Source organism: Corynebacterium sp. HMSC034E11, assembly GCF_001835905.1.
Taxonomy (GTDB): domain Bacteria; phylum Actinomycetota; class Actinomycetes; order Mycobacteriales; family Mycobacteriaceae; genus Corynebacterium; species Corynebacterium coyleae.
This window is the reverse complement of sequence record NZ_KV826421.1, coordinates 49,084-67,393: the sequence shown is the minus strand read 5'-3', so window position 1 is coordinate 67,393 and position 18,310 is coordinate 49,084. Positions and strand designations below refer to the sequence as shown.

At 63.2% G+C, this 18,310-nt stretch carries 20 protein-coding genes; 10 read left to right on the top strand and 10 right to left on the bottom strand.

From position 1 onward, the window contains the following. Positions 1–5: 5 nt before the first annotated feature. On the top strand, positions 6–881 hold the full coding sequence (nadC, locus tag HMPREF2690_RS10815) for a carboxylating nicotinate-nucleotide diphosphorylase (protein ID WP_070820878.1): 876 nt from the start codon (positions 6–8) through the stop codon (positions 879–881). Between the two features lie 10 nt (positions 882–891). Here nadC and HMPREF2690_RS12235 read toward each other — a convergent pair whose 3' ends face one another. From HMPREF2690_RS12235 to gatC, 6 genes are all read right to left on the bottom strand, one after another. After that, positions 892–1,065, bottom strand: coding sequence for a hypothetical protein (locus tag HMPREF2690_RS12235; protein WP_168167299.1), 174 nt, complete (start codon positions 1,063–1,065; stop codon positions 892–894). A gap of 121 nt (positions 1,066–1,186) precedes the next feature. Then, positions 1,187–1,705: a mismatch-specific DNA-glycosylase gene (locus HMPREF2690_RS10810; protein WP_070820877.1), complete on the bottom strand. Its 519-nt coding sequence runs from the start codon at positions 1,703–1,705 to the stop codon at positions 1,187–1,189. A gap of 18 nt (positions 1,706–1,723) precedes the next feature. Then, the gene (locus tag HMPREF2690_RS10805) at positions 1,724–2,755 is read right to left on the bottom strand and encodes an ATP-dependent 6-phosphofructokinase (RefSeq protein WP_070820876.1); all 1,032 of its coding nucleotides are present in this window, start codon (positions 2,753–2,755) and stop codon (positions 1,724–1,726) included. A 10-nt stretch (positions 2,756–2,765) separates the two neighbouring features. Continuing rightward, positions 2,766–4,052, bottom strand: coding sequence for an MFS transporter (locus tag HMPREF2690_RS10800; protein WP_246819549.1), 1,287 nt, complete (start codon positions 4,050–4,052; stop codon positions 2,766–2,768). A 22-nt stretch (positions 4,053–4,074) separates the two neighbouring features. Further along, positions 4,075–5,556 (bottom strand): Asp-tRNA(Asn)/Glu-tRNA(Gln) amidotransferase subunit GatA, encoded by a 1,482-nt coding sequence (gatA, locus tag HMPREF2690_RS10795; protein WP_070452295.1) that lies wholly within the window; start codon positions 5,554–5,556, stop codon positions 4,075–4,077. 3 nt (positions 5,557–5,559) lie between these two features. Then, complete coding sequence (gene gatC / locus HMPREF2690_RS10790) at positions 5,560–5,859, bottom strand: Asp-tRNA(Asn)/Glu-tRNA(Gln) amidotransferase subunit GatC (protein WP_070422994.1); 300 nt, start codon at positions 5,857–5,859, stop codon at positions 5,560–5,562. Positions 5,860–5,960: 101 nt separating this feature from the next. Here gatC and HMPREF2690_RS10785 point away from each other — a divergent pair, with 101 nt between their 5' ends. From HMPREF2690_RS10785 to HMPREF2690_RS10770, 4 genes are read left to right on the top strand one after another with little or no spacing between them, the layout of a single operon-like run. Further along, positions 5,961–6,626 carry an ACT domain-containing protein gene (locus HMPREF2690_RS10785; protein WP_070820874.1) on the top strand — a complete coding sequence of 222 codons (666 nt, stop codon included), beginning with the start codon at positions 5,961–5,963 and terminating at the stop codon, positions 6,624–6,626. A gap of 51 nt (positions 6,627–6,677) precedes the next feature. Beyond that, positions 6,678–7,142: an ArsR/SmtB family transcription factor gene (locus HMPREF2690_RS10780; protein WP_070820873.1), complete on the top strand. Its 465-nt coding sequence runs from the start codon at positions 6,678–6,680 to the stop codon at positions 7,140–7,142. Further along, positions 7,142–8,155 carry a serine hydrolase domain-containing protein gene (locus HMPREF2690_RS10775; protein WP_070820872.1) on the top strand — a complete coding sequence of 338 codons (1,014 nt, stop codon included), beginning with the start codon at positions 7,142–7,144 and terminating at the stop codon, positions 8,153–8,155. Before HMPREF2690_RS10780 ends, HMPREF2690_RS10775 begins: the two co-directional genes overlap by 1 nt. Further along, positions 8,152–8,430: a hypothetical protein gene (locus HMPREF2690_RS10770; RefSeq protein WP_070569354.1), complete on the top strand. Its 279-nt coding sequence runs from the start codon at positions 8,152–8,154 to the stop codon at positions 8,428–8,430. Before HMPREF2690_RS10775 ends, HMPREF2690_RS10770 begins: the two co-directional genes overlap by 4 nt. Here HMPREF2690_RS10770 and ligA read toward each other — a convergent pair. After that, on the bottom strand, positions 8,375–10,402 hold the full coding sequence (gene ligA / locus HMPREF2690_RS10765) for an NAD-dependent DNA ligase LigA (RefSeq protein WP_070820871.1): 2,028 nt from the start codon (positions 10,400–10,402) through the stop codon (positions 8,375–8,377). The two genes, HMPREF2690_RS10770 and ligA, sit on opposite strands and share 56 nt — an antisense overlap. 127 nt (positions 10,403–10,529) lie before the next feature. Between ligA and HMPREF2690_RS12230 the strand changes: the two genes are divergently transcribed. The 3 genes from HMPREF2690_RS12230 to HMPREF2690_RS10755 are packed head-to-tail and all read left to right on the top strand — an operon-like array spanning position 10,530 to position 12,025. Further along, entirely contained in the window at positions 10,530–10,694 is a 165-nt protein-coding gene (locus tag HMPREF2690_RS12230; protein WP_167594517.1) for a hypothetical protein, read from the top strand. Next, positions 10,685–11,305: a Fic family protein gene (locus tag HMPREF2690_RS10760; protein WP_070422997.1), complete on the top strand. Its 621-nt coding sequence runs from the start codon at positions 10,685–10,687 to the stop codon at positions 11,303–11,305. The genes HMPREF2690_RS12230 and HMPREF2690_RS10760 overlap by 10 nt, the downstream gene beginning before the upstream one ends. A gap of 45 nt (positions 11,306–11,350) precedes the next feature. Then, positions 11,351–12,025 carry a 3'-5' exonuclease gene (locus tag HMPREF2690_RS10755; protein ID WP_070816890.1) on the top strand — a complete coding sequence of 225 codons (675 nt, stop codon included), beginning with the start codon at positions 11,351–11,353 and terminating at the stop codon, positions 12,023–12,025. 7 nt (positions 12,026–12,032) lie between these two features. Here HMPREF2690_RS10755 and HMPREF2690_RS10750 read toward each other — a convergent pair whose 3' ends face one another. The 3 genes from HMPREF2690_RS10750 to mnmA all read right to left on the bottom strand — a co-directional run bounded on the left by HMPREF2690_RS10750 (position 12,033) and on the right by mnmA (position 15,655). Further along, entirely contained in the window at positions 12,033–12,890 is an 858-nt protein-coding gene (locus HMPREF2690_RS10750; RefSeq protein WP_070820870.1) for a uroporphyrinogen decarboxylase/cobalamine-independent methonine synthase family protein, read from the bottom strand. 1,318 nt (positions 12,891–14,208) lie between these two features. After that, positions 14,209–14,442, bottom strand: a complete 234-nt coding sequence (locus tag HMPREF2690_RS10745; RefSeq protein ID WP_070569362.1) for a hypothetical protein — start codon at positions 14,440–14,442, stop codon at positions 14,209–14,211. A 127-nt stretch (positions 14,443–14,569) separates the two neighbouring features. Then, a complete protein-coding gene (gene mnmA, locus HMPREF2690_RS10740) occupies positions 14,570–15,655 on the bottom strand; it encodes a tRNA 2-thiouridine(34) synthase MnmA (protein WP_070569423.1) in 1,086 nt (361 codons plus the stop codon). Between the two features lie 174 nt (positions 15,656–15,829). On the opposite strand from mnmA, the gene HMPREF2690_RS10735 reads away from it, so the two are divergent. Beyond that, on the top strand, positions 15,830–17,938 hold the full coding sequence (locus HMPREF2690_RS10735; protein WP_083308072.1) for a heavy metal translocating P-type ATPase: 2,109 nt from the start codon (positions 15,830–15,832) through the stop codon (positions 17,936–17,938). Positions 17,939–17,969: 31 nt separating this feature from the next. Continuing rightward, positions 17,970–18,257: a metal-sensitive transcriptional regulator gene (locus HMPREF2690_RS10730; protein ID WP_070569367.1), complete on the top strand. Its 288-nt coding sequence runs from the start codon at positions 17,970–17,972 to the stop codon at positions 18,255–18,257. Positions 18,258–18,310 lie beyond the last annotated feature (53 nt).

The window sequence follows — 18,310 nt, the reverse complement described above, 5'->3', positions numbered from 1 at the left end:
CACCGATGACAACGCCTGCTCAGCCGATCTTCCCTCCACTGAATAAGGAGGCCATACAGCGACTCATCCGTCTCGGTCTCGCGGAGGACTTCGCTCATGGCCCCGACGCCACATCCGAGGCGACAATCGACATGGACGCGGTTCTTACTGCACAGGTGGTCCCCCGCCAGGACGGGACCGTCGCGGGAATCGACGTTGTGGGATGGACTATGCACGAGATTTCCCCCGCCGTCGACGTGTCTGTGCACGCCGCCGACGGCGATCGAGTGACGGCCGGTGACTGTCTTGCTACGGTGTCCGGCCCGGCGCGCGTCATTCTGTCGGCGGAACGGACTGCATTGAATCTGCTCACCTACGCTAGCGGCATCGCGACCGCGACTTCTGCGTGGACGGAGGTTATTTCCGACACTCGGGCGCGGGTGAGGGATTCCCGGAAAACGCTTCCCGGCTACCGCGATTTGGCGAAATACGCCGTGCGTTGCGGCGGAGGTGTCAACCACCGCATGAGTCTGGGTGACGCGGCACTGATCAAGGACAACCACGTCGCGAGCATCGGTAGCGTAGCCGACGCATATCGACGCACGGCCAACGCATTCCCAGGCCTCCCCCTTGAGGTCGAAGTGGATGACCTAGATCAGCTCACCGAGGTCCTGGAATTAAAGCCGACTCTGGTCATGCTGGACAATTTTGAGGTGGAAGACACGCGGGTGGCGGTCGCCCGGCGAGATGCCCTGTCCCCAGCGACGATGCTCGAATCCTCGGGTGGCTTGACGCTTGATCGCGCCCGCGCTTACGCGGACACGGGCGTTGAATTCCTCGCCGTCGGCGCGCTCACGCACTCGGTGACCATCCTGGATATTGGTCTCGACGCGCTGACCTGACCTCAGCGGATCACCTATTCAGGCGGGCCTTGAGCGAGGTCTTCACCTCCGGCCATTCAATGTCCAGGATGGAGTAGACGCATGTGTCGCGCACGAGGTCGCTGGCGAGAATTTTGTGGCGGCGTAACACTCCATTGAGCTTCGCGCCGAGTCCTTCGATAGCCGCACGCGACTGGCGGTTCATGTAGTGCGTGCGGATCTCTACGCGCAGGCAGCCGAGGTCCTCGAACGCGCGCTGAAGCAGGAGCAGCTTCGTCGCCGTGCCAGCGCCCGTGAACGGCGCACGGCGATCGCACCATCGGCCGTCAAAGCGGCGCGGTCGACTCCCAGACCTCCCGGTAGCTCTCGGCGAGCGTGGCCACCGTCTCGTGCGCGTTGAGCCCGCTGGGGTTGCCCACCACCCACACTGGTACTCCGGCGAGGGTTTCGGGTTGGAGGCCGCGGGTGGCCTTTGGACGTCGATAGGCATCGCGGTACGCCCCGATTCCAGCGAACATGACCGCCTGAGGCTGATGCTTTTCGACGACACTCCGCACCACCTCCCCTCCCTCCACGAGCTCCGCCTTGGAAAGGTCCGACGCTTTCGGCGTCATGCGCCCCACCAGGTTGGTAAACCCGATGCCGCGCTCGGCGAGCATGGCCGCGTCTTCCTCCGATAACCCCTCATTGGCGTGGACACGGTATGGGGTGATGTCTGCGGCCTCCAACGCCGGCCAGAAGCGATTTCCCGGGTAGGCAAACGGCGCGTCCACCTCCTCGGTGAGGCGGCCGGGGTTGATGCCGACGATGAGCAGGCGGCAGGGGTTAGGAATGCGGTTTTTCATAGCATGCGCGTCCGGGTGCTATGTAAACATCGCCTTCGCGGTGGCGTAGCGACGCTCCGGGACCGTCTTGAGCTTTGCCACGGCGTCCTCGAGCGCAACAAGTTCGATGTCTTCGCCGTGTAGGGCCACACAGCTGCCAAAGTTGCCGACGTGTGCCGCTCGGGTGGCGTGGACGCCGTAGCGGGTGGCCAACACGCGGTCGTAGGCGGTCGGCGTGCCGCCGCGTTGGATGTGGCCAAGCACTGTAGTGCGCACGTCGTAGCCGAGGCGCTTCTTCACCTCGTCGCCAATGATCTGGCCCATGCCATTAAAGGTTTTGTGGCCGAACTCATCCTCTTCACCAAGGCCGGCGTCCATCGTGCCCTCCTTGGGCACCGCGCCTTCGGCGACGACGATGATGCCGTACTTCTCCCCCATCTGGAAGCGACGCTCCATCGCTTTGCAGATCTCCGCAATATCGAACGGTTCCTCCGGGATCACGGTATAGTGCGCCCCACCCGCCATGCCGGCATGCAGGGCGATCCAGCCGACGTGGCGGCCCATGACCTCCACGATCAGGATGCGGTTGTGGGATTCCGCGGTGGTGTGCAGGCGGTCGATCGCGTCGGTGGCCACGGACACGGCGGTGTCGAACCCGAAGGTGTAGTCGGTCGCGGCAACGTCGTTGTCAATCGTCTTCGGCACGCCCACAACCGGGATGCCGTTGTCGGAGAGCCACTTCGCACCCTTGAGCGTGCCCTCGCCGCCAATGGCGATCAGCGCGTCGATGCCGGCGTCGTCCAAGTTCGCCTTGATCGTGTCGATGCCAGCCTTGAACTTGTCCGGGTGCAGGCGGCCCGTGCCTAGAACCGTGCCACCGCGCAGAAGCAGGGAGTCCATGTAGGCGTCGTCGTAAAGATCGACCCTGCGGTCCTCCATCAAACCGACCCAACCGTCGCGGTATCCAACGACGGTGGAGCCGTATTCGGTGTTCGCGGTGCGGACCACACCGCGGATAACGGCGTTTAGTCCGGGGCAATCTCCTCCAGAGGTCAACGTGGCAAGTCGCATGCACGCCAGCCTAGCGCGCTGCGCCTGCCCCTGCCCGCGGCGCAATGCGTATCGACGACACCACGCCCACCACCATCGCCACAACCGGCAACACCAGCGCCTTCGACGCCGTCACATCGATCTCCCCGGAGGCGAGCACTGCCCCCACAAGTGCCACGCCGAGCACGCTGCCAACCTGGCGCGCGGTGTTGTACAACCCGGACGCAGCGCCGGTCTGTCCCTCGGTGATGCCGCGCATGGTGACTGCCGCGTTCGGCGCCCAGACAAACGCGCCGCCAATACCCAGCAGCGCTGTGACTGCGGTGAACCACCACAGGTTGGCGCCGGCGTTGATGAGCGCGATCGCCAGCACCAGCGCCACAGTGCTGAGGGCAAACCCGATCGCGCAGAGTTTGCCGGGGTTGCGGCGATCGGTCAGGTAGCCGGCCACCGGGGTAAGCACCAGCGCAAGCACCGACATCGGCGCCGTGATCAGGCCCGCTGCCGACGGCGACGCTCCGGCGACCGTCTGCAGCCAGTACATCAGGGGGATGAACATCGAGGCGACGGTGAACCCCATGGAGGCCACGCCGAGTGTGCCTAGTGCAAAAGCGCGGTCCGAAAGGAGCTCGATTGGTAGGAACCCGTCGTCGGTACCGTTGCGTGCGGACTGCACAAGCACGCCCAGCAGCAGCACACCGAACAGGATCGAGGGCCAATAGCCGAACTGGATGCCGTAGACCAACAGCCCAAGCCCGCCGAAGGACAGCACGACCGGTAATAAGGTGACCCGCTTCCCTGTCGTCGTCAATCGCGGCAGAGCGATGACACCGGCGACCAGCGCAACGGCGCCTAACCCAGCCTGGGCGTAAAACGCCGCACGCCAACCTTGGGACTGCGCAATCGCACCGCCAACAACCGGCCCGATCAGCGAGGCCACCGAACCGATCACGCCCCACACGGCGAATGCGCGGCCTTGCTTGTCGTCGGCAAACACGCGCGGGATCAGACCGAAGGCTTGCGGCAGGAACACCGCCGCGCCGAAGCCCTGGAGCGCACGCGCGACGATCAGGGAACCGAACGACCACGACGCGCCCGCTAGTGCCAGCGCCGCCACGTAGACGGTCAGGCCGGTGAGGAACATGCGGCGCTGCCCGAAGGCGTCGCCAAGCCGTCCCGTGGCCGGCATGGGCGCGACCGTGCACAGCAAGTACACACTGGTCAGCCACACCGCGCCGCCGACCTCGTACGGCAGAAGCGGGGTGATCACGGGCATGAAGCCCTGGTCGATCAGGACAAGAAAATACCCCGCAGCCAAGGCTGCGAGGGTATTCCAGGGATTAACGGCCGGCTTCAAATGCGGCACCCACGCGGTAGAGGCGTGCGTCCTCGAACGCCGGGGCGATCAACTGCAGACCAACCGGAAGGTCGGTATCGGAGGCGTTGCCCGCCGGAACCGACATGCCCGGCAAACCAGCCAGGTTCAGCGGCAGCGTGAACAGGTCGAAGTTGTACATCGCCAACGGGTCGTCGACCTTTTCACCCAACTTGAAGGCGGTCGACGGCACAGACGGTGCTGCAATGACATCGCAGCCCTCGAACGCCTTGGCAAAGTCCTGGGCGATCAGGGTGCGCACACGCTGTGCCTGCAGGTAGTAGGCGTCGTAGTAGCCCACCGACAGCGCGTAGGTGCCGAGGATGATGCGGCGCTTGACCTCGCCGCCGAAGCCTTCGCCACGGGTGGCTGCCATGACTGCTTCAGCGGAGCGGGAGCCGTCGTCGCCGACGCGCAGACCGTAACGCATGCCGTCGAAACGCGCGAGGTTCGAGCTCACCTCGGACATCTGGATGATGTAGTACGCACCCATGACGTCGTCGAAGCTCGGGCAGTCGACCTCGACAATCTCTGCCCCCTGGCGCTCGAGCTGAGCGTAGGCGGCGTCGATGGCCTCCTTGACACCTTCCTGGGTGCCGGGGCGCTCGAACTGCTTGACGCGTCCGATCTTGACGCCCTTGAGGTCACCCGAAACGCCCTCACGAGCTGCGTCGGCACACGCCGGAACCTCGCGGTCCACGGAGGTAGCGTCGAACTCGTCGTGGCCAGCGATGATCTCGTGCAGCAGCGCAGTATCAAGCACATTGTTCGCGCACGGGCCAACCTGGTCGAGCGAGGACGCACAGGCGATCACGCCATAGCGCGACACGCCACCGTAGGTCGGCTTCACGCCAACGGTGCCGGTGAGCGATGCCGGCTGGCGGATCGAGCCGCCCGTGTCGGTACCGATGCCCAGCGGGGCCTCACCAGATGCAAGCGCCGCAGCGGTGCCGCCACCGGAACCACCCGGGACGCGCTCCAAATCGTGCGGGTTCTTCGTCTGCTTGTACGCGGAGTTCTCCGTGGAAGAGCCCATGGCAAACTCATCCAGGTTGGTCTTGCCCAGAATCGGGATGCCAGCGGCGCGCAGCTTCTTGACCACAGTAGCGTCGTACGGGCTCATGTAGCCCTCAAGCATCTTCGACGCAGCCGTCGTCGGCGCGTCCGTGGTGACCAGCAAGTCCTTCAGTGCCAGCGGCACACCAGCGAGCGCAGACGCTGGCTCCTCGCCGTTCTTTACCTGCTCGTCGACCTTGTCAGCCGCAGCCAGGGCCTCTTCGGCACCAACGTGCAGGAAGGCCCCCAATTCGTCGTCAATCTCCGCGATGCGGTCCAAAAACGCCTGGGTAACTTCGCGCGAGGTGACCTCGCCAGCCTGAATCATCGCCGCAAGTTCGTGCGCTGGCTTTGCGACGAGCCCCTCTGCCGGAATCGTGTACTGCGTCATCGTTTAGTCTCCCTCTCCGAGAATCTGCGGCACCATAAAGCGGTCGTCCTCCACAGCCGGCGCCTGATCCAGCGCCTGCTCCTGCGTCAGCACCTTCTTTTCCACATCGGCGCGCATACCGGCGTCGATGGAGTGCGGGTGGCTCATCGGGGTCACGCCCTCGGTGTCCACGCTTTGCACCTTCGACACTGCTTCCACAATCGTGTCCAGCTGCTGGGCAATCGTGTCCAGCTCCTCGTCTTTCAGCGCAATTCGCGCCAGGCGTGCGATGCGCGACACCTCGTCGCGTGAAATCTCAGCCACAGTCCCATCCCTTCGGCATAACGTGGGTTGCGATTAACGCGCCTTATCTTACGTCACGTCGCGCCACCGCTTCTTCTCCCCCAGTTGCTATAAATAAGGCCATGTCGTACCTCATCCGCGTTTCACTCCCCGATGTGCCGGGCAGCCTCGGCCAGCTCGCTGAGGCGTTCGGCATCGTGGAGACCGACATCAACTCCGTGGACATCGTCGAGTCCTCACTCGACGGCACCGTGACCGACGACATCGTGGTCACCCTGCCCACCGGAGTCATGGTGGACACCCTGATCACCGCCGTCGCATCCGTCGACGGCGCCGAAGTGGACTCGATCCGCCCCTTCACCGGGCGCGTCGACCGCCGCGGACAGATCCAAATGCTCGCCCAGATCGCGGCACATTCGGGCAAACAGGCCGACACGCTCGAAGAGTTGGTCAACGTCATGCCGAAGGCCGTCACCTCCTCCTGGGCGGTGGTGCTGAGCAACACCGACGCCGGTTTGGAGCGCGTCGCTGCCTCCTCCGCCGCGCCCGAGGATGACGGTTCCACCCCGCAGATGCCCGCAATCGAGGGCGCGCGCATCTTGCAGCCCGATTTCGACGAATGGGTGCCAGAGTCTTGGTTCCAGTTGGACACCGCCCTGACCGTGGCACCCCTGCACGGCACCGACCTCGTGCTCGTCGTCGGCCGTGTGGGCGGTCCCGATTTCTTGGCCTCCGAGGTGCGCGAGGTCGGCGATTTGGGCTACATCATCGGCGCGATCCTGCGCTAGCGCAGACCTCAGCCGTTGCATGCTTTCTAGAATTCTGTAATTCTAGAAAGCATGCAACCGATTGAAGCACGCCTCTCTGACCTCGAAGCACGCGTCGCCGCGCTCGAACAGGCCTCATCGCCCGAGTCCACCTCACTCCCCGGTTCCGGAGCTGAGGCGGACCACGGAACAGTCACCTTCAAAGGCGACGTGGAGCTTCCGACCGGCACCTACTCCTACGAATGGATCCGCCCAACAGCGTGGATCACGGACCAACCGTGGGACGACGCAATGGACCGCATCGCCGCGCTCGCGCACCCCGTCCGCGGCGCCATCTTGCGCCACCTTTTAGCCGCACCGGCGAGCGTGACGGAGCTGGTCGAATCTGAGCTGGTTTCCTCCACCGGCACCGCGTACCACCACCTGAAGGAACTGCAGGCCGCCGGCTGGGTGCGCAAGCAGGGCGGGATGTTCGAGATTCCCCCGGCCCGCGTTATCCCGCTCATGGCGATCGTGATCGCCGGAGAGGACCACTGATGCGCGCTACCAACATTGCTGCCGGCGTAATCGCCGCCGCCATCGCCGCCGCGTTGATGCTCTCCACCGGCCCCCGCGACATTTCCGTGGCCTCTGAGCACACTGGCGATGCCGAGATCTCCTCCGCCCTCGAACACCTCGCGGAAGACGGCCACCGCAACCTCGCCGCCTTCACCTATGACGACGGCGAAGTCCGCTTCGGCGGCCTCGGCGCCGACGAGCACAATGACTTCGAAATCGGCTCGATCACCAAAACATTCAACGCGGAGCTTGTCCGCCAGTTCATCGACGCCGGCGAGCTCAGCCTGGATACTCAGGTGCAGGATCTTATCGACGTCCCCTCCGCCCCCGTCGCCGATGTGACCATCGAGGAGCTGCTCAACCACACCTCCGGGCTCGCCCCCACCGAAAGTCTGAGCCTCGCGGACATGTTCGTGGCGAACATCCGCGACGGCGGCAATCCCTACCGGCGCGACACACCGCAGGACATACTCGACGCCGCCGGTTCCGCCGAGCTGAACAACCGCGGCGAGGAACAATACTCAAACTACGGCCACGCGCTGCTCGGCCAGCTGCTGGCCATACACGCCGGCGTGCCCTACGACGAACTGCTGTGCACCCGAATCTTCGAGCCCGCTGGCATGACGTCGACCTACGTGGCGCTACCTGGCACCGTCGACGAAGCACCGACAGGCCTGGCCGCCAACGGGCACCCCGCCGGCCCGTGGGACATGGACGGCTGGGCCCCGGCTGGCGCGATCCGCTCCACTGCTGCCGACATGGCCAAATACGTGGAATGGGTGTCCTCGCACGGTGTGCCCGACTATGGCTGGGCAAGCCTCGACGAAGGCGGTGAAGAAATCACGTTCCACAACGGCGGCACCGGCGGTTTCCGCACCATGCTGGTCTGGGACCCGGAACGCGCCGACCACAGTCGCGCCGCGTTCGTCGCGGGCGACACCGAAGCCTGGGTAGACGCGCTCGGCATCGACCTGATGGAGGAAACCCGATGATCGCACTCGTCATGATTCTGCTGCTCCTTGCGTCCTCGACCTTCGGCGCCGTGCGGAATGCCAAGGGCCCCATCTACGCCCTCGTCAACGCGGTCATCACCGCAGTGGTGATGTGGTTGCTCTCATTCGGCGTGAACTGGAACGGCCAGTTCCCCATCTGGCTGTGGTGGGCCCTCGCCGTCTGGGCGGCAGCGCTGGTCGGCCTCAGCGCCGCGCGCCTTACACAAGCGCGTCGGGGCCGCCCTCGAGCAGTTGCACGAACTGTTCCTCGGTAAGGATTGGCCGGCCCAGTTCTTCGGCTTTCGCGGCCTTGGAGCCGGCGTTTTCACCGACGACCACATAGTCGGTTTTCTTCGACACCGAACCTGCCGCCTTGCCGCCGCGCGACAGGATGGCTTCCTTAATTTCATCTCGGGTGAAGCCCTCCAGCGTGCCGGTGGCGACGATGGTCAGCCCCTCCAGCGTCTGCGGGGCGCGGTCCTGATCGTCCGACTCCATAGTCACGCCGGCTGCGGCCCAGCTGTCCACGATGTTTTGGTGCCAGTCCACGGTGAACCACTCTTTGAAGCTCTCGGCGATCACGTCGCCCACGCCGTCGGTTTCGGCGAGGTCGGCCACGGGGGCGTCGATAAGCGATTGCATCGAGTGGAAGCGTGAAGCGAGCGCACGCGCGGCGGTCGGGCCGACGTGACGGATGGATAGCCCTGTGATCACACGCCACAGGTCCGCGTGGCGCGCCGTTTCTAGATTGGCCAGGAGTTTCTTGCCTGCCGCGTTGACTTGACCGTCCTTGCGTGTGTACACGCTGGACTTCTTCAAATCGTCTTCGGTGAGATCGAAGAGGTGGGCTTCGTCGATAAGCACGCCCGACGCGATGAGATCCTGCGCGCCTTTCTCGCCGAGTGCCTCGATATCGAATACGCCGCGTGATGCGATGTACTCCAGGCGGGTGGCGAGCTGTGCGGGGCACGAGCGGGTATTCGGGCAGCGCCAGTCCGCGTCGCCCTCCTTCGCGGGAGCAAGTTTCGTGCCGCACGAGGGGCAGTTCTCGGGGTAGACGAATTCGCGCTCGGTGCCGTCGCGAAGATCTGCAACGGGGCCCAGCACCTCGGGGATAATCTCGCCGGCCTTGCGCACCACCACGGTGTCGCCGATCATCACGCCCTTGCGCTTGACTTCATGCTGGTTGTGCAGGGTTGCCATAGACACCGTCGAGCCTGAGACGAACACCGGCTCCAGCACCGCATACGGCGTCGCGCGGCCCGTACGACCGACAGAGACCTCAATGTCGAGCAGTTTCGTGGTCACCTCCTGCGGCGGATACTTGTAGGCAATCGCCCAACGCGGCGCGCGCGACGTCGCGCCAAGCCCGCGCTGTTCAGCGACGGAATCCACCTTGACCACAAGCCCGTCCATCTCGTGGATCGCATCATTGCGGTGCTCACCCCAGTACTTCACGGCCTTGAGCACATCGTCCGCAGTCTCAGCCCGGCGCGTGTACTCAGAGACCGGCAGGCCCCACTCGGCGAGTTTCTCGTACGCCTCATGCTGGGTCTCGGGGGTAAAGCCCTCGCGTGCGCCGATGCCGTGGCAGATCATGCGCAGTTTGCGCTTCTTCACGTCCTCCGGATTCTTCTGGCGTAGGCCGCCGGCTGCCGTGTTGCGGGGGTTGGCGAACGGTTTGCCGCCTTCCTTTTGGCGCAACTCATTGAGTTCCGGGAAGTCCTCAGGGCGGATGAATACCTCGCCGCGGACCTCGAGGAACGCGGGTGCGTCGCCAGTGAGTTTGTGCGGGATGTCCTCGATGACGCGCGCGTTGGCGGTGATGTCCTCGCCGGTAGTGCCGTCGCCACGCGTTGCTGCGCGGGTCAGTTCCCCGTTTTCGTAGATCAGGTCGATGGACAGCCCGTCGATCTTCAACTCCGCCAGGTACGGCCCCGGGGTCTTGTCCAGCCACTCGCGCATCTCCTCTTCGGAGAACACGTTATCCAGGCTCATCATGCGCTCGGGGTGTGTTACGTCCGCGAACGCGGAATCGGCCGTCGGCGCGCCGACCTGCTTCGTTGGCGAATCCGGCACCGCCAACTCCGGGTGATCCTCCTCCATCTTCTGGAGGCGGCGGAACATCTCGTCGAACTCAGCGTCGGTAATTACCGGCTGGCCGTTGTAATACAGGTCGCGGTGCTTACGGACCTCGGCGGCTAGTTCGTCCCATTCACGGTGCAGATCAGCGGAAATTTCACTCACGAGGAGCCAGTGTAGGTGTTAAAACAATCATCCTGTCGCTTGCAGCAGGCCTCCCAAGTTCACCAGGTTGTATTCCGCAAGGCACTCGATCTGCTACTACAATGCGCTAGAAGAAGGGAGGCACAACATGACAGCAACACACGCGCAATGCTTTGAAGCATCCGGGGCATCGATCCGCGCTGCACGTGCCTCGATGGCTCTTGAGAGCCGTGCCGTTCCTGAGACCTACGAACCGTCCGAGCTTGAACAGCAAATCCTCTCACGGCTTTTCGAGGAACGCGGATGGGGTTAGACCCCGGCTACGGCGAAACCCCGCTCGACGGAGATGAGATGAGTGCGCTCGAACCGGCGCTGCTCGAACATTTTGACCGTATCCCTGACAAGCTCACAATTCATAGCCTCGAACAGCAGACCCTTGCAGTTACTCGTGCGAGGGTTCTCGAGGACATCGACAATTCGGAACTTCATCTCGACGAGATACTGACAACATCGTTCCTTGTCGAGCTTCACCGGTGGTTATTCGACGGCATCTGGACCTGGTCTGGAGCGTTCCGTCGCACTGGGCTCAATATCGGTGTGGATCCGCAATTCATTTCCACTGAGTTACATGCTTCCTTTGGCAATCTTGGTTATCAAGCAGAGGCTTCGTTACTCACCGCCAGACAGTTGGGTATTGCTACCCACGCTGAGCTAGTTCGTATCCATCCGTTCACCGACGGTAACGGCCGAGTCACCCGTCTCATGGCTGATCTCGTATTTGCTGCGTCACAGGGTCTTCCCCATACTTATGAATACGACTGGGACCTGGATAAGAGCGTGTACATCGACCTGTTGCGCACTTATGACCTCAATCGAGATCCAACTCCGCTCTCCAGCTTTATCGGAGTCCGGAAGCTCGGTTAACGACTTTGGATCACTCGTGTCGGCGCGCTCGTTACAATGACCGGCATGGCCACATTCGATGCCTCCCGCATGCTCTCCTTCGACCTGGAGACCACCTCCGCTAACCCGCGCGAGGCTCGCGTGGTCACGTCTGCGCTTGTGCGTATCGACGACGGCGTGGTCGACGCCAACGAAACCCTCGCCGATCCCGGGATTGAAATCCCCGAAGAAGCCGCCAAGGTGCACGGTATTACGACGGAGAAGGCGCGCGCGGAGGGGCGCGACCACGACGAGGTGGTGGGCGAGACCGTCGAGGCGATCAAGAAGGGCTGGGAAGACGGCCTGACGCTCGTGGTGTTTAACGCCCCCTACGATTTAACGGTGCTGCGCAACCTCACCGGTGATTTCACCGTCACCGGCCCCGTGTTCGACCCGCTGGTGGTCGACCGTGCGAAGGACCGCTACCGCAAGGGCCCACGGAACCTGACCGCGATGTGCGAGCACTACGGGGTGCGCATCGACAACGCACACGAGGCAACCGCAGACGCGTTCGCTGCCGCCCGTGTCGCCTGGATGCAGGTGCGCAAGGCCTACCCAGACCTCGCCCAGATGGAGTCTGGCGACCTCATGGAGTGGCAGGCCGTGGAGTACTTCCGCATGCAGACCGATCGCAAGAAGTACTTTGAGGCCAACGGGCGCGACGCCTCAGGTGTGCTCACCGCCTGGCCAATGCAGGGCTAACTCACTTTTACTGGCTTGCCAGTTCTTCGTGCATTTCGCGAGCGGCAGCGTAACTGCGCGCGCTTGCAAGCAGCGTGTCTGCCGGCTCGGCGTACACATCGATCTGGGTCTGTGCCGGGTCGATCTGTAACTCGTCGAACACGCGGTAGAGCTCGCGCGGCTGCATGGTCGGGATCGCGATGCGCGCCCCCGTATCGAGCAGACGTGCCAGTGCATCACGGTTGCAGGTGCGGGGGTCGGTGGTCTGCCACGGGGTGTCGTCGATAAGCACAGGTGTGTGCAACAGATGCTCGCCGAAGCGGTGCAGGGTCTCCTGTGGCTCAGGGATAGCCGGGATGGCTTCGTAGTCGGTCGCGCCTTTGAGCGTGCCAGCCATGACGTCGCCGAGGCGCGGCTCATCGAGTTGCAGCACCGTGGCGCCGAAGCGGCCGGCGACATCGCTGCGGTGCTGATTAGATGCTTCGAGCAGCGCGTCGGTGAGGTCGCGCAGCGCGCCGGGGTCCGTGATCATGCGGTGGCCGTTGGCCATCTCCACCTCGGCGGCGAGCGTGAACGGGCCGGCAAGCTGCACCTTGACCGTGTCTACCTTGCCGTGCCAGAGCTCCTCGAGGTGGTCGAGGTCGCGCGCCATGCGGTCGGCGTCTGCGCGCTTGCGGGCGGCAACGCGCCACCCGCGCGGGCCCGGCGCGATTGGGATTTCTAGCAGCGCTGCGGTGCGCCCAATGAGATCGGAGCCGACGCCGCGGTCCGGCAGTTGCGGGATGTGTGGCAGCGGCGACTCGGAAAGCACCACGTCCGCGGCTTGCGCGAGGTCGGTGCCGGGCAGGGGCCCGAGGCCGAACGCGGTGGTAGGAAGTGTTGTCACGGCGCTGATGTTACGCGGTAGCGCCTAGGCACTGCTCAACGCATAGTCTGACACGTCCCTGCTGCGCTACTTCTTTTGTCGCCCGATCGCGCCTTCGTCTGCTCCCACGCCCCGCCAACCGCTTTCTAGACCTGCCGACCTTTTGCATAATAGCACAAAAGGGCAGGTGGATCCTGTCGGAGATAGCCCACACCTCCCGGCTCAAACCGCGACCATTCCAGTTTTGGAGTAAGCGTCCGACATTTTATCGCGCTCGATTAAGTATTCGGTCTGAGTGCAGTCTTGACCAACGTAGTGGAACTCGAGGGTGTGTGCCCCCAATGGCGTTCTATCTTTCGTCCGGAGTCTTGCCCTCGGCACTGGCCTCAAGGCCACTGTTGAGGTATAGAAACGCTGTGGAATGCCCCCGTGGAACGTTCGGCGACTTCCCAAACCCTTGAAGTAGATAACCTCCCAGGAGGGGGAGACGTCTATTGTCGGCAGTTGGACAAACGCGTTGTTCTACTCGGAGCCCGACGTAAAAAGAATGGTGTCTTCCCTGCTAAAGAAGATGGACTGCAGCTCCAGGGTAGAGCTCATAGCGCTCTCATTCTGAACGGCCTATATAGTTGGCGGACCCACACCGCTTAGTGCTCGAGTGAGCCCACCAACCTTTTCATAGTGCGAGTGTTTTGCACCCGACCTTGATTCAATCCTGGCACTCGGTGCTAGGACCATCCCCGGGAAAAGTTATACACAATTCGACGGGCTGCCTGCCACCCGGATTTTGTCAGAGCTACACCTGCGATAAGCCCAGCGATGCTTCCAAAGAATACAGAAGGGAACCAAGGCATATCAGTGTAAAAACGAAATATGCCAAGTGTCACTAAAAATCCGCAAATCGTTACCAATGAGCGCATGTTTTACCACCCTATGTAGGTTGAAAAGACGCCACCTGCACTGGCAATGCAGCTGATCGCAAGTCCTGGTCCAATTTTCTTAGCGAGGAACTTTACCAAGTCCCAGTAGGAAACTCTCTTCTCTAGAATTTCAGAATTTCCGGAATGGTATTATAACCGATTACGCCACCAGCACAACCAGCAATGCTTGCGGCAGCTGCACTAAGAACTCCCTTATCGTCTTGGTTCTCTGCGATCCTAGTCTGGACGGGTGGTCAAGTCCCGTGCAGTGGTGTAGCCGCCTAGCTTTCGGCTCGGTATGAAGTTGGGGGTTTTGGTTAGGCGGTTAGCTGGTGTTTGTTAGCCGTAGCTCTGGTTCGACTCGGCAACCGCCTGCATGATCAACGGTTTGAACTGCTCACGACGCGTGGTGCGCTGAGCTACGACACACTGGTGCTTGCCCTTGTGGTGATAAAACGTGAAATCAACAATGCCAACTTGGCTGCAGGCTTTTTGGTGGACAAACCGTGGGCGTCCGTGATGGCGACTACGCCCGCGACCTTCGCCGCCGTAGTGAGCGCACTGTCGCGGACGATCTCTTTTCCCCGGATGTCACCGCCCATGAGCACTTCAATAGTTGCGTCTTTGACTACCTGCAGCCTCGCGAACGTCATCAGGAAATTTTGCGGGCATCGGAATACCTTCCAGCCCCCAACACTCCAACGAAATGTCCGCGGTCCCTTTTCGGCGATAAACGAGGTGCGACTAACGAGGTTTGCGCGACCTCGGCGGGCCCGGCCTCTACGCGGTGGCGCAGATGGTGCCTGAGCCGAGCACGATGTCGCCCTTACCGTCCGGGTCCGGCAGGTACAGCACCGCCGCCTGGCCGCGGGCCACGCCCTCGAGTGGTTGGTGGAGGGTAAGTGTCATCTGGTCGTCCTCGATACGCGCAGTGCACGGCACAACGCCACCGTGGGCGCGGATCTGCACGTTCGCTTCGAACTCGGCTGCTTCGGACATCGCAGGGTGCAGCACCTTCAGGCGGTCGGCGGTGATCTCCGAAACGCGCAGCGCGTCACGCGGACCGACGGTCACGGTGCCGGTGGCGGTGTCCACGTCGGTGACGTAGCGCGGCTTGCCGTCGGCGGCAGGCACGCGGAGGTTCAACCCCTTGCGCTGGCCGATCGTGTACTGGAAGGCACCGTCGTGCTCGGCAAGTTCGTTGCCGTCGGTGTCCCGAATCATGCCGGGACGCATGCCGATGGAGCGGCCCAGAAACGCCTGGGTGTTGCCGTCGGGGATAAAGCAGATGTCGTAAGAATCCGGCTTGGACGCGGTGGCAAACCCGTGACGGGCGGCCTCCTCACGAATCTGGGGCTTCTCCGTATCACCAACCGGGAAGATGCAGCGGTCCAACTCGTCGCGGGTCAGCACGCCGAGCACGTACGACTGGTCCTTCTTCGGGTCTTCTGCGCGGCGGAGGTTGCCGGCGTCGTCGATAATTGCGTAATGCCCAGTGGCAATCGCATCGAAGCCGAGCGTCACCGCGCGGTCCAACAGGGCTGCGAACTTGATCTTCTCGTTGCAGCGCAGGCACGGGTTCGGGGTCTCGCCGTTTTCGTACGACCAGACGAAGTTGTCGATGACCTCTTCTTTGAACCGGTCAGAGAAATCCCACACATAAAACGGGATGCCCAGTTTGTCGCACACGCGACGCGCGTCGGCGGAATCCTCGAGCGAACAACACCCGCGGGCGGATTCGCGCGTTTGCTGCGCGTCTTTGCTCAGCGCGAGGTGCACGCCGACGACATCGTGGCCGGCCTCCACCAGGCGCGCGGCGGCGACAGATGAATCGACTCCCCCGCTCATGGCCGCTAATACTCGCATGTCGCGGGAGTGTAGTCCCGCGAGCACGAAAGGCGAAACGTCCGGCTGCATGCATCGAGATAATCCCCTGGACATATACCCCCATGGGGTAATAACGTGGGAGACGGTCGCCACGCTAGCCCCCGGCGCGGCCGAACCGATCACAACAATGAACTGCAACGAAAGGACAGAACCATGAACGACAGGCACGCCCACTCCGGCACCAGACCCGGTGGGCACGCCAGCCATCATGAGCATGACGCTCACGAGGCCCATGCAGGACACGGTGGTCACGACCACGCGGGCCACGCAGGCCACGGCGATCACGTAGCCCAATTCCGCACGCTCTTCTGGATCATGCTGGTTCTCGCGATCCCGGTCGTCGGATTTAACGAAACCTTCGCCCATCTCATCGGCTACCAGCTGCCTGACGCGGAATGGGTCCGGTGGATCTCGCCGCTTTTGGGCACGGTCATTTATTTCTGGGGAGGTCGCCCGTTCTTGACGGGTGCTGTCTCCGAGATCCGCTCACGAAAACCCGGCATGATGCTGCTGATCGCGCTCGCGATCACGGTCGCCTTCGTCTCCTCTTGGGGTGCGAGCCTGAACTTGCTAGACCCCGGGCTGAATTTCTGGTGGGAACTGGCGCTGCTGGTGGTCATCATGCTGCTTGGGCACTGGATCGAGATGCGCTCCCTCGCCCAGACCACCTCGGCCCTGGATTCGCTCGCCGCACTTCTGCCCGACGAGGCCGAGAAGATCGACGGCGACGAAGTGGTGAAGGTCACCCCGGCGGATCTTGAGGTCGGCGATGTCGTGATCGTGCGGCCCGGCGCTTCCGTGCCTGCCGACGGCACAATTGTCGACGGCAGCGCCAGCATGGACGAGTCGATGGTCACCGGTGAATCGAAAACGGTGCGCCGCGGTGAAGGAGAGCAGGTGGTCGCTGGCACCATCGCGACAGACTCGGGCCTGCGCATCGAGGTCACGGCCACGGGTGGCGACACCGCGTTGGCCGGCATTCAAAAGCTCGTCACCGATGCGCAGGAATCGTCGTCACGCGCGCAACGTCTCGCGGACAAGGCTGCTGCCTGGTTGTTCTGGTTCACCCTCGGCGCCGCCATCTTGACCGCTGTGGTCTGGACCGTCGTCGGTGTGCCAAATGAAGCGGTAGTGCGCACTATCACGGTGCTCGTCATCGCCTGCCCCCACGCCCTAGGCCTTGCGATCCCGCTGGTCGTCTCAATCGCGACTGAGCGCGCGGCACGCGGCGGGGTCCTTATCAAGGATCGGCTCGCGCTCGAATCGATGCGCACCGTCGACGCAGTACTGTTCGACAAGACCGGCACCCTCACCAAAGGTGAGCCCACCGTCACCGCGATCGAACCCGCCGGCGGGCGTGATAAAGAAGACGTGCTTGCCCTGGCAGCGGCCGCCGAAGCAGACAGCGAACACCCGCTCGCCCGCGCCATCACCGGGGCTGCTCAGGCCCGTGGCGTAGCCGTCCCGCAGGCAATCGACTTTTCTTCGTCTCCAGCAGTGGGCGTGAAGGCAACTGTTGACGGTGAGGTAATCGAGGTCGGTGGCCCCTACCTGCTTGAAAAGCATTCCGCCGGGGAGCTCCCGGTCGCCGACGAGTGGCGAAAGGAGGGCGCGATCATTCTCCACGTCCTCGCCGACGGCGAAGTGATCGGAGCACTCCGGCTTGCCGACGAGATCCGCCTTGAGTCCCGCGACGCCGTCGACGCACTGCACTCTGCGGGCGCCCAAGTCGTCATGATCACCGGCGATGCGCAAGCCGTCGCCGACACCGTAGCCAAGGACCTGGGCATTGACCGGGTCTTCGCAGGCGTGCGTCCCGAGCACAAGGCCGCGAAAGTCAAGGAACTGCAAGCCGAGGGCCACAAGGTCGCCATGGTCGGCGACGGCGTCAACGACGCCCCCGCGCTGGCTCAGGCCGATGTCGGCATCGCGATCGGTGCCGGCACAGACGTGGCGATCGGCTCGGCGGGCGTCGTCCTGGCAAGCTCCGACCCGCGATCGGTGCTTTCGGTCATCGAGCTCTCCCGTGCGACCTACCGGAAGATGAAGCAGAACCTGTGGTGGGCGGCCGGCTACAACCTGCTGTCCGTTCCGCTGGCTGCCGGTATCCTCGCCCCAATCGGGTTCGTGATGCCGATGAGCGTCGGCGCAATTCTGATGTCGGCCTCGACTGTCGTCGTCGCCCTCAATGCGCAGCTGCTCCGCCGCCTCGACCTCACCCCGCAGAGCAGCACCGACCGGATGCTTGACCGGTCCAAGTGACTCGACACCGTCCACACTACTCAGGAGGCCCATGATGAACGACCACGGCTACATCAGCGATAAAGACCGCTACCTCGCCCGGCTCAAACGAATCGAGGGGCAAACCCGCGGTATCCACCGCATGATCGACGAAAACGCCTACTGCATCGACATCCTCACCCAGATCAGTGCGGTCAACGCGGCGCTGAAGGGCGTAGCACTGGGTTTGCTGGACGACCACTTGAAGCACTGTGTTGCCGATGCGATCAGCGACGGGCAGGAAGCCGACGCCAAGATCGAAGAGGCGTCCGCCGCAATCGCGCGAATGGTGAAGTCCTAAACGTCATACCGCAGTACGACGCGCGCATGCGGAGCGACAACTAGCCTTTGCGA

Coding starts and splice junctions, on each gene's coding strand:
- nadC (WP_070820878.1), top strand. CDS start 6: ATGACAACGCCTGCTCAGCCGATCTTCCCTCCACTGAATAAGGAGGCC.
- HMPREF2690_RS12235 (WP_168167299.1), bottom strand. CDS start 1,065: ATGAACCGCCAGTCGCGTGCGGCTATCGAAGGACTCGGCGCGAAGCTC.
- HMPREF2690_RS10810 (WP_070820877.1), bottom strand. CDS start 1,705: ATGAAAAACCGCATTCCTAACCCCTGCCGCCTGCTCATCGTCGGCATC.
- HMPREF2690_RS10805 (WP_070820876.1), bottom strand. CDS start 2,755: ATGCGACTTGCCACGTTGACCTCTGGAGGAGATTGCCCCGGACTAAAC.
- gatA (WP_070452295.1), bottom strand. CDS start 5,556: ATGACGCAGTACACGATTCCGGCAGAGGGGCTCGTCGCAAAGCCAGCG.
- HMPREF2690_RS10785 (WP_070820874.1), top strand. CDS start 5,961: ATGTCGTACCTCATCCGCGTTTCACTCCCCGATGTGCCGGGCAGCCTC.
- HMPREF2690_RS10780 (WP_070820873.1), top strand. CDS start 6,678: ATGCAACCGATTGAAGCACGCCTCTCTGACCTCGAAGCACGCGTCGCC.
- HMPREF2690_RS10775 (WP_070820872.1), top strand. CDS start 7,142: ATGCGCGCTACCAACATTGCTGCCGGCGTAATCGCCGCCGCCATCGCC.
- HMPREF2690_RS10770 (WP_070569354.1), top strand. CDS start 8,152: ATGATCGCACTCGTCATGATTCTGCTGCTCCTTGCGTCCTCGACCTTC.
- HMPREF2690_RS12230 (WP_167594517.1), top strand. CDS start 10,530: ATGACAGCAACACACGCGCAATGCTTTGAAGCATCCGGGGCATCGATC.
- HMPREF2690_RS10760 (WP_070422997.1), top strand. CDS start 10,685: ATGGGGTTAGACCCCGGCTACGGCGAAACCCCGCTCGACGGAGATGAG.
- HMPREF2690_RS10755 (WP_070816890.1), top strand. CDS start 11,351: ATGGCCACATTCGATGCCTCCCGCATGCTCTCCTTCGACCTGGAGACC.
- HMPREF2690_RS10745 (WP_070569362.1), bottom strand. CDS start 14,442: ATGACGTTCGCGAGGCTGCAGGTAGTCAAAGACGCAACTATTGAAGTG.
- mnmA (WP_070569423.1), bottom strand. CDS start 15,655: ATGCGAGTATTAGCGGCCATGAGCGGGGGAGTCGATTCATCTGTCGCC.
- HMPREF2690_RS10735 (WP_083308072.1), top strand. CDS start 15,830: ATGAACGACAGGCACGCCCACTCCGGCACCAGACCCGGTGGGCACGCC.
- HMPREF2690_RS10730 (WP_070569367.1), top strand. CDS start 17,970: ATGATGAACGACCACGGCTACATCAGCGATAAAGACCGCTACCTCGCC.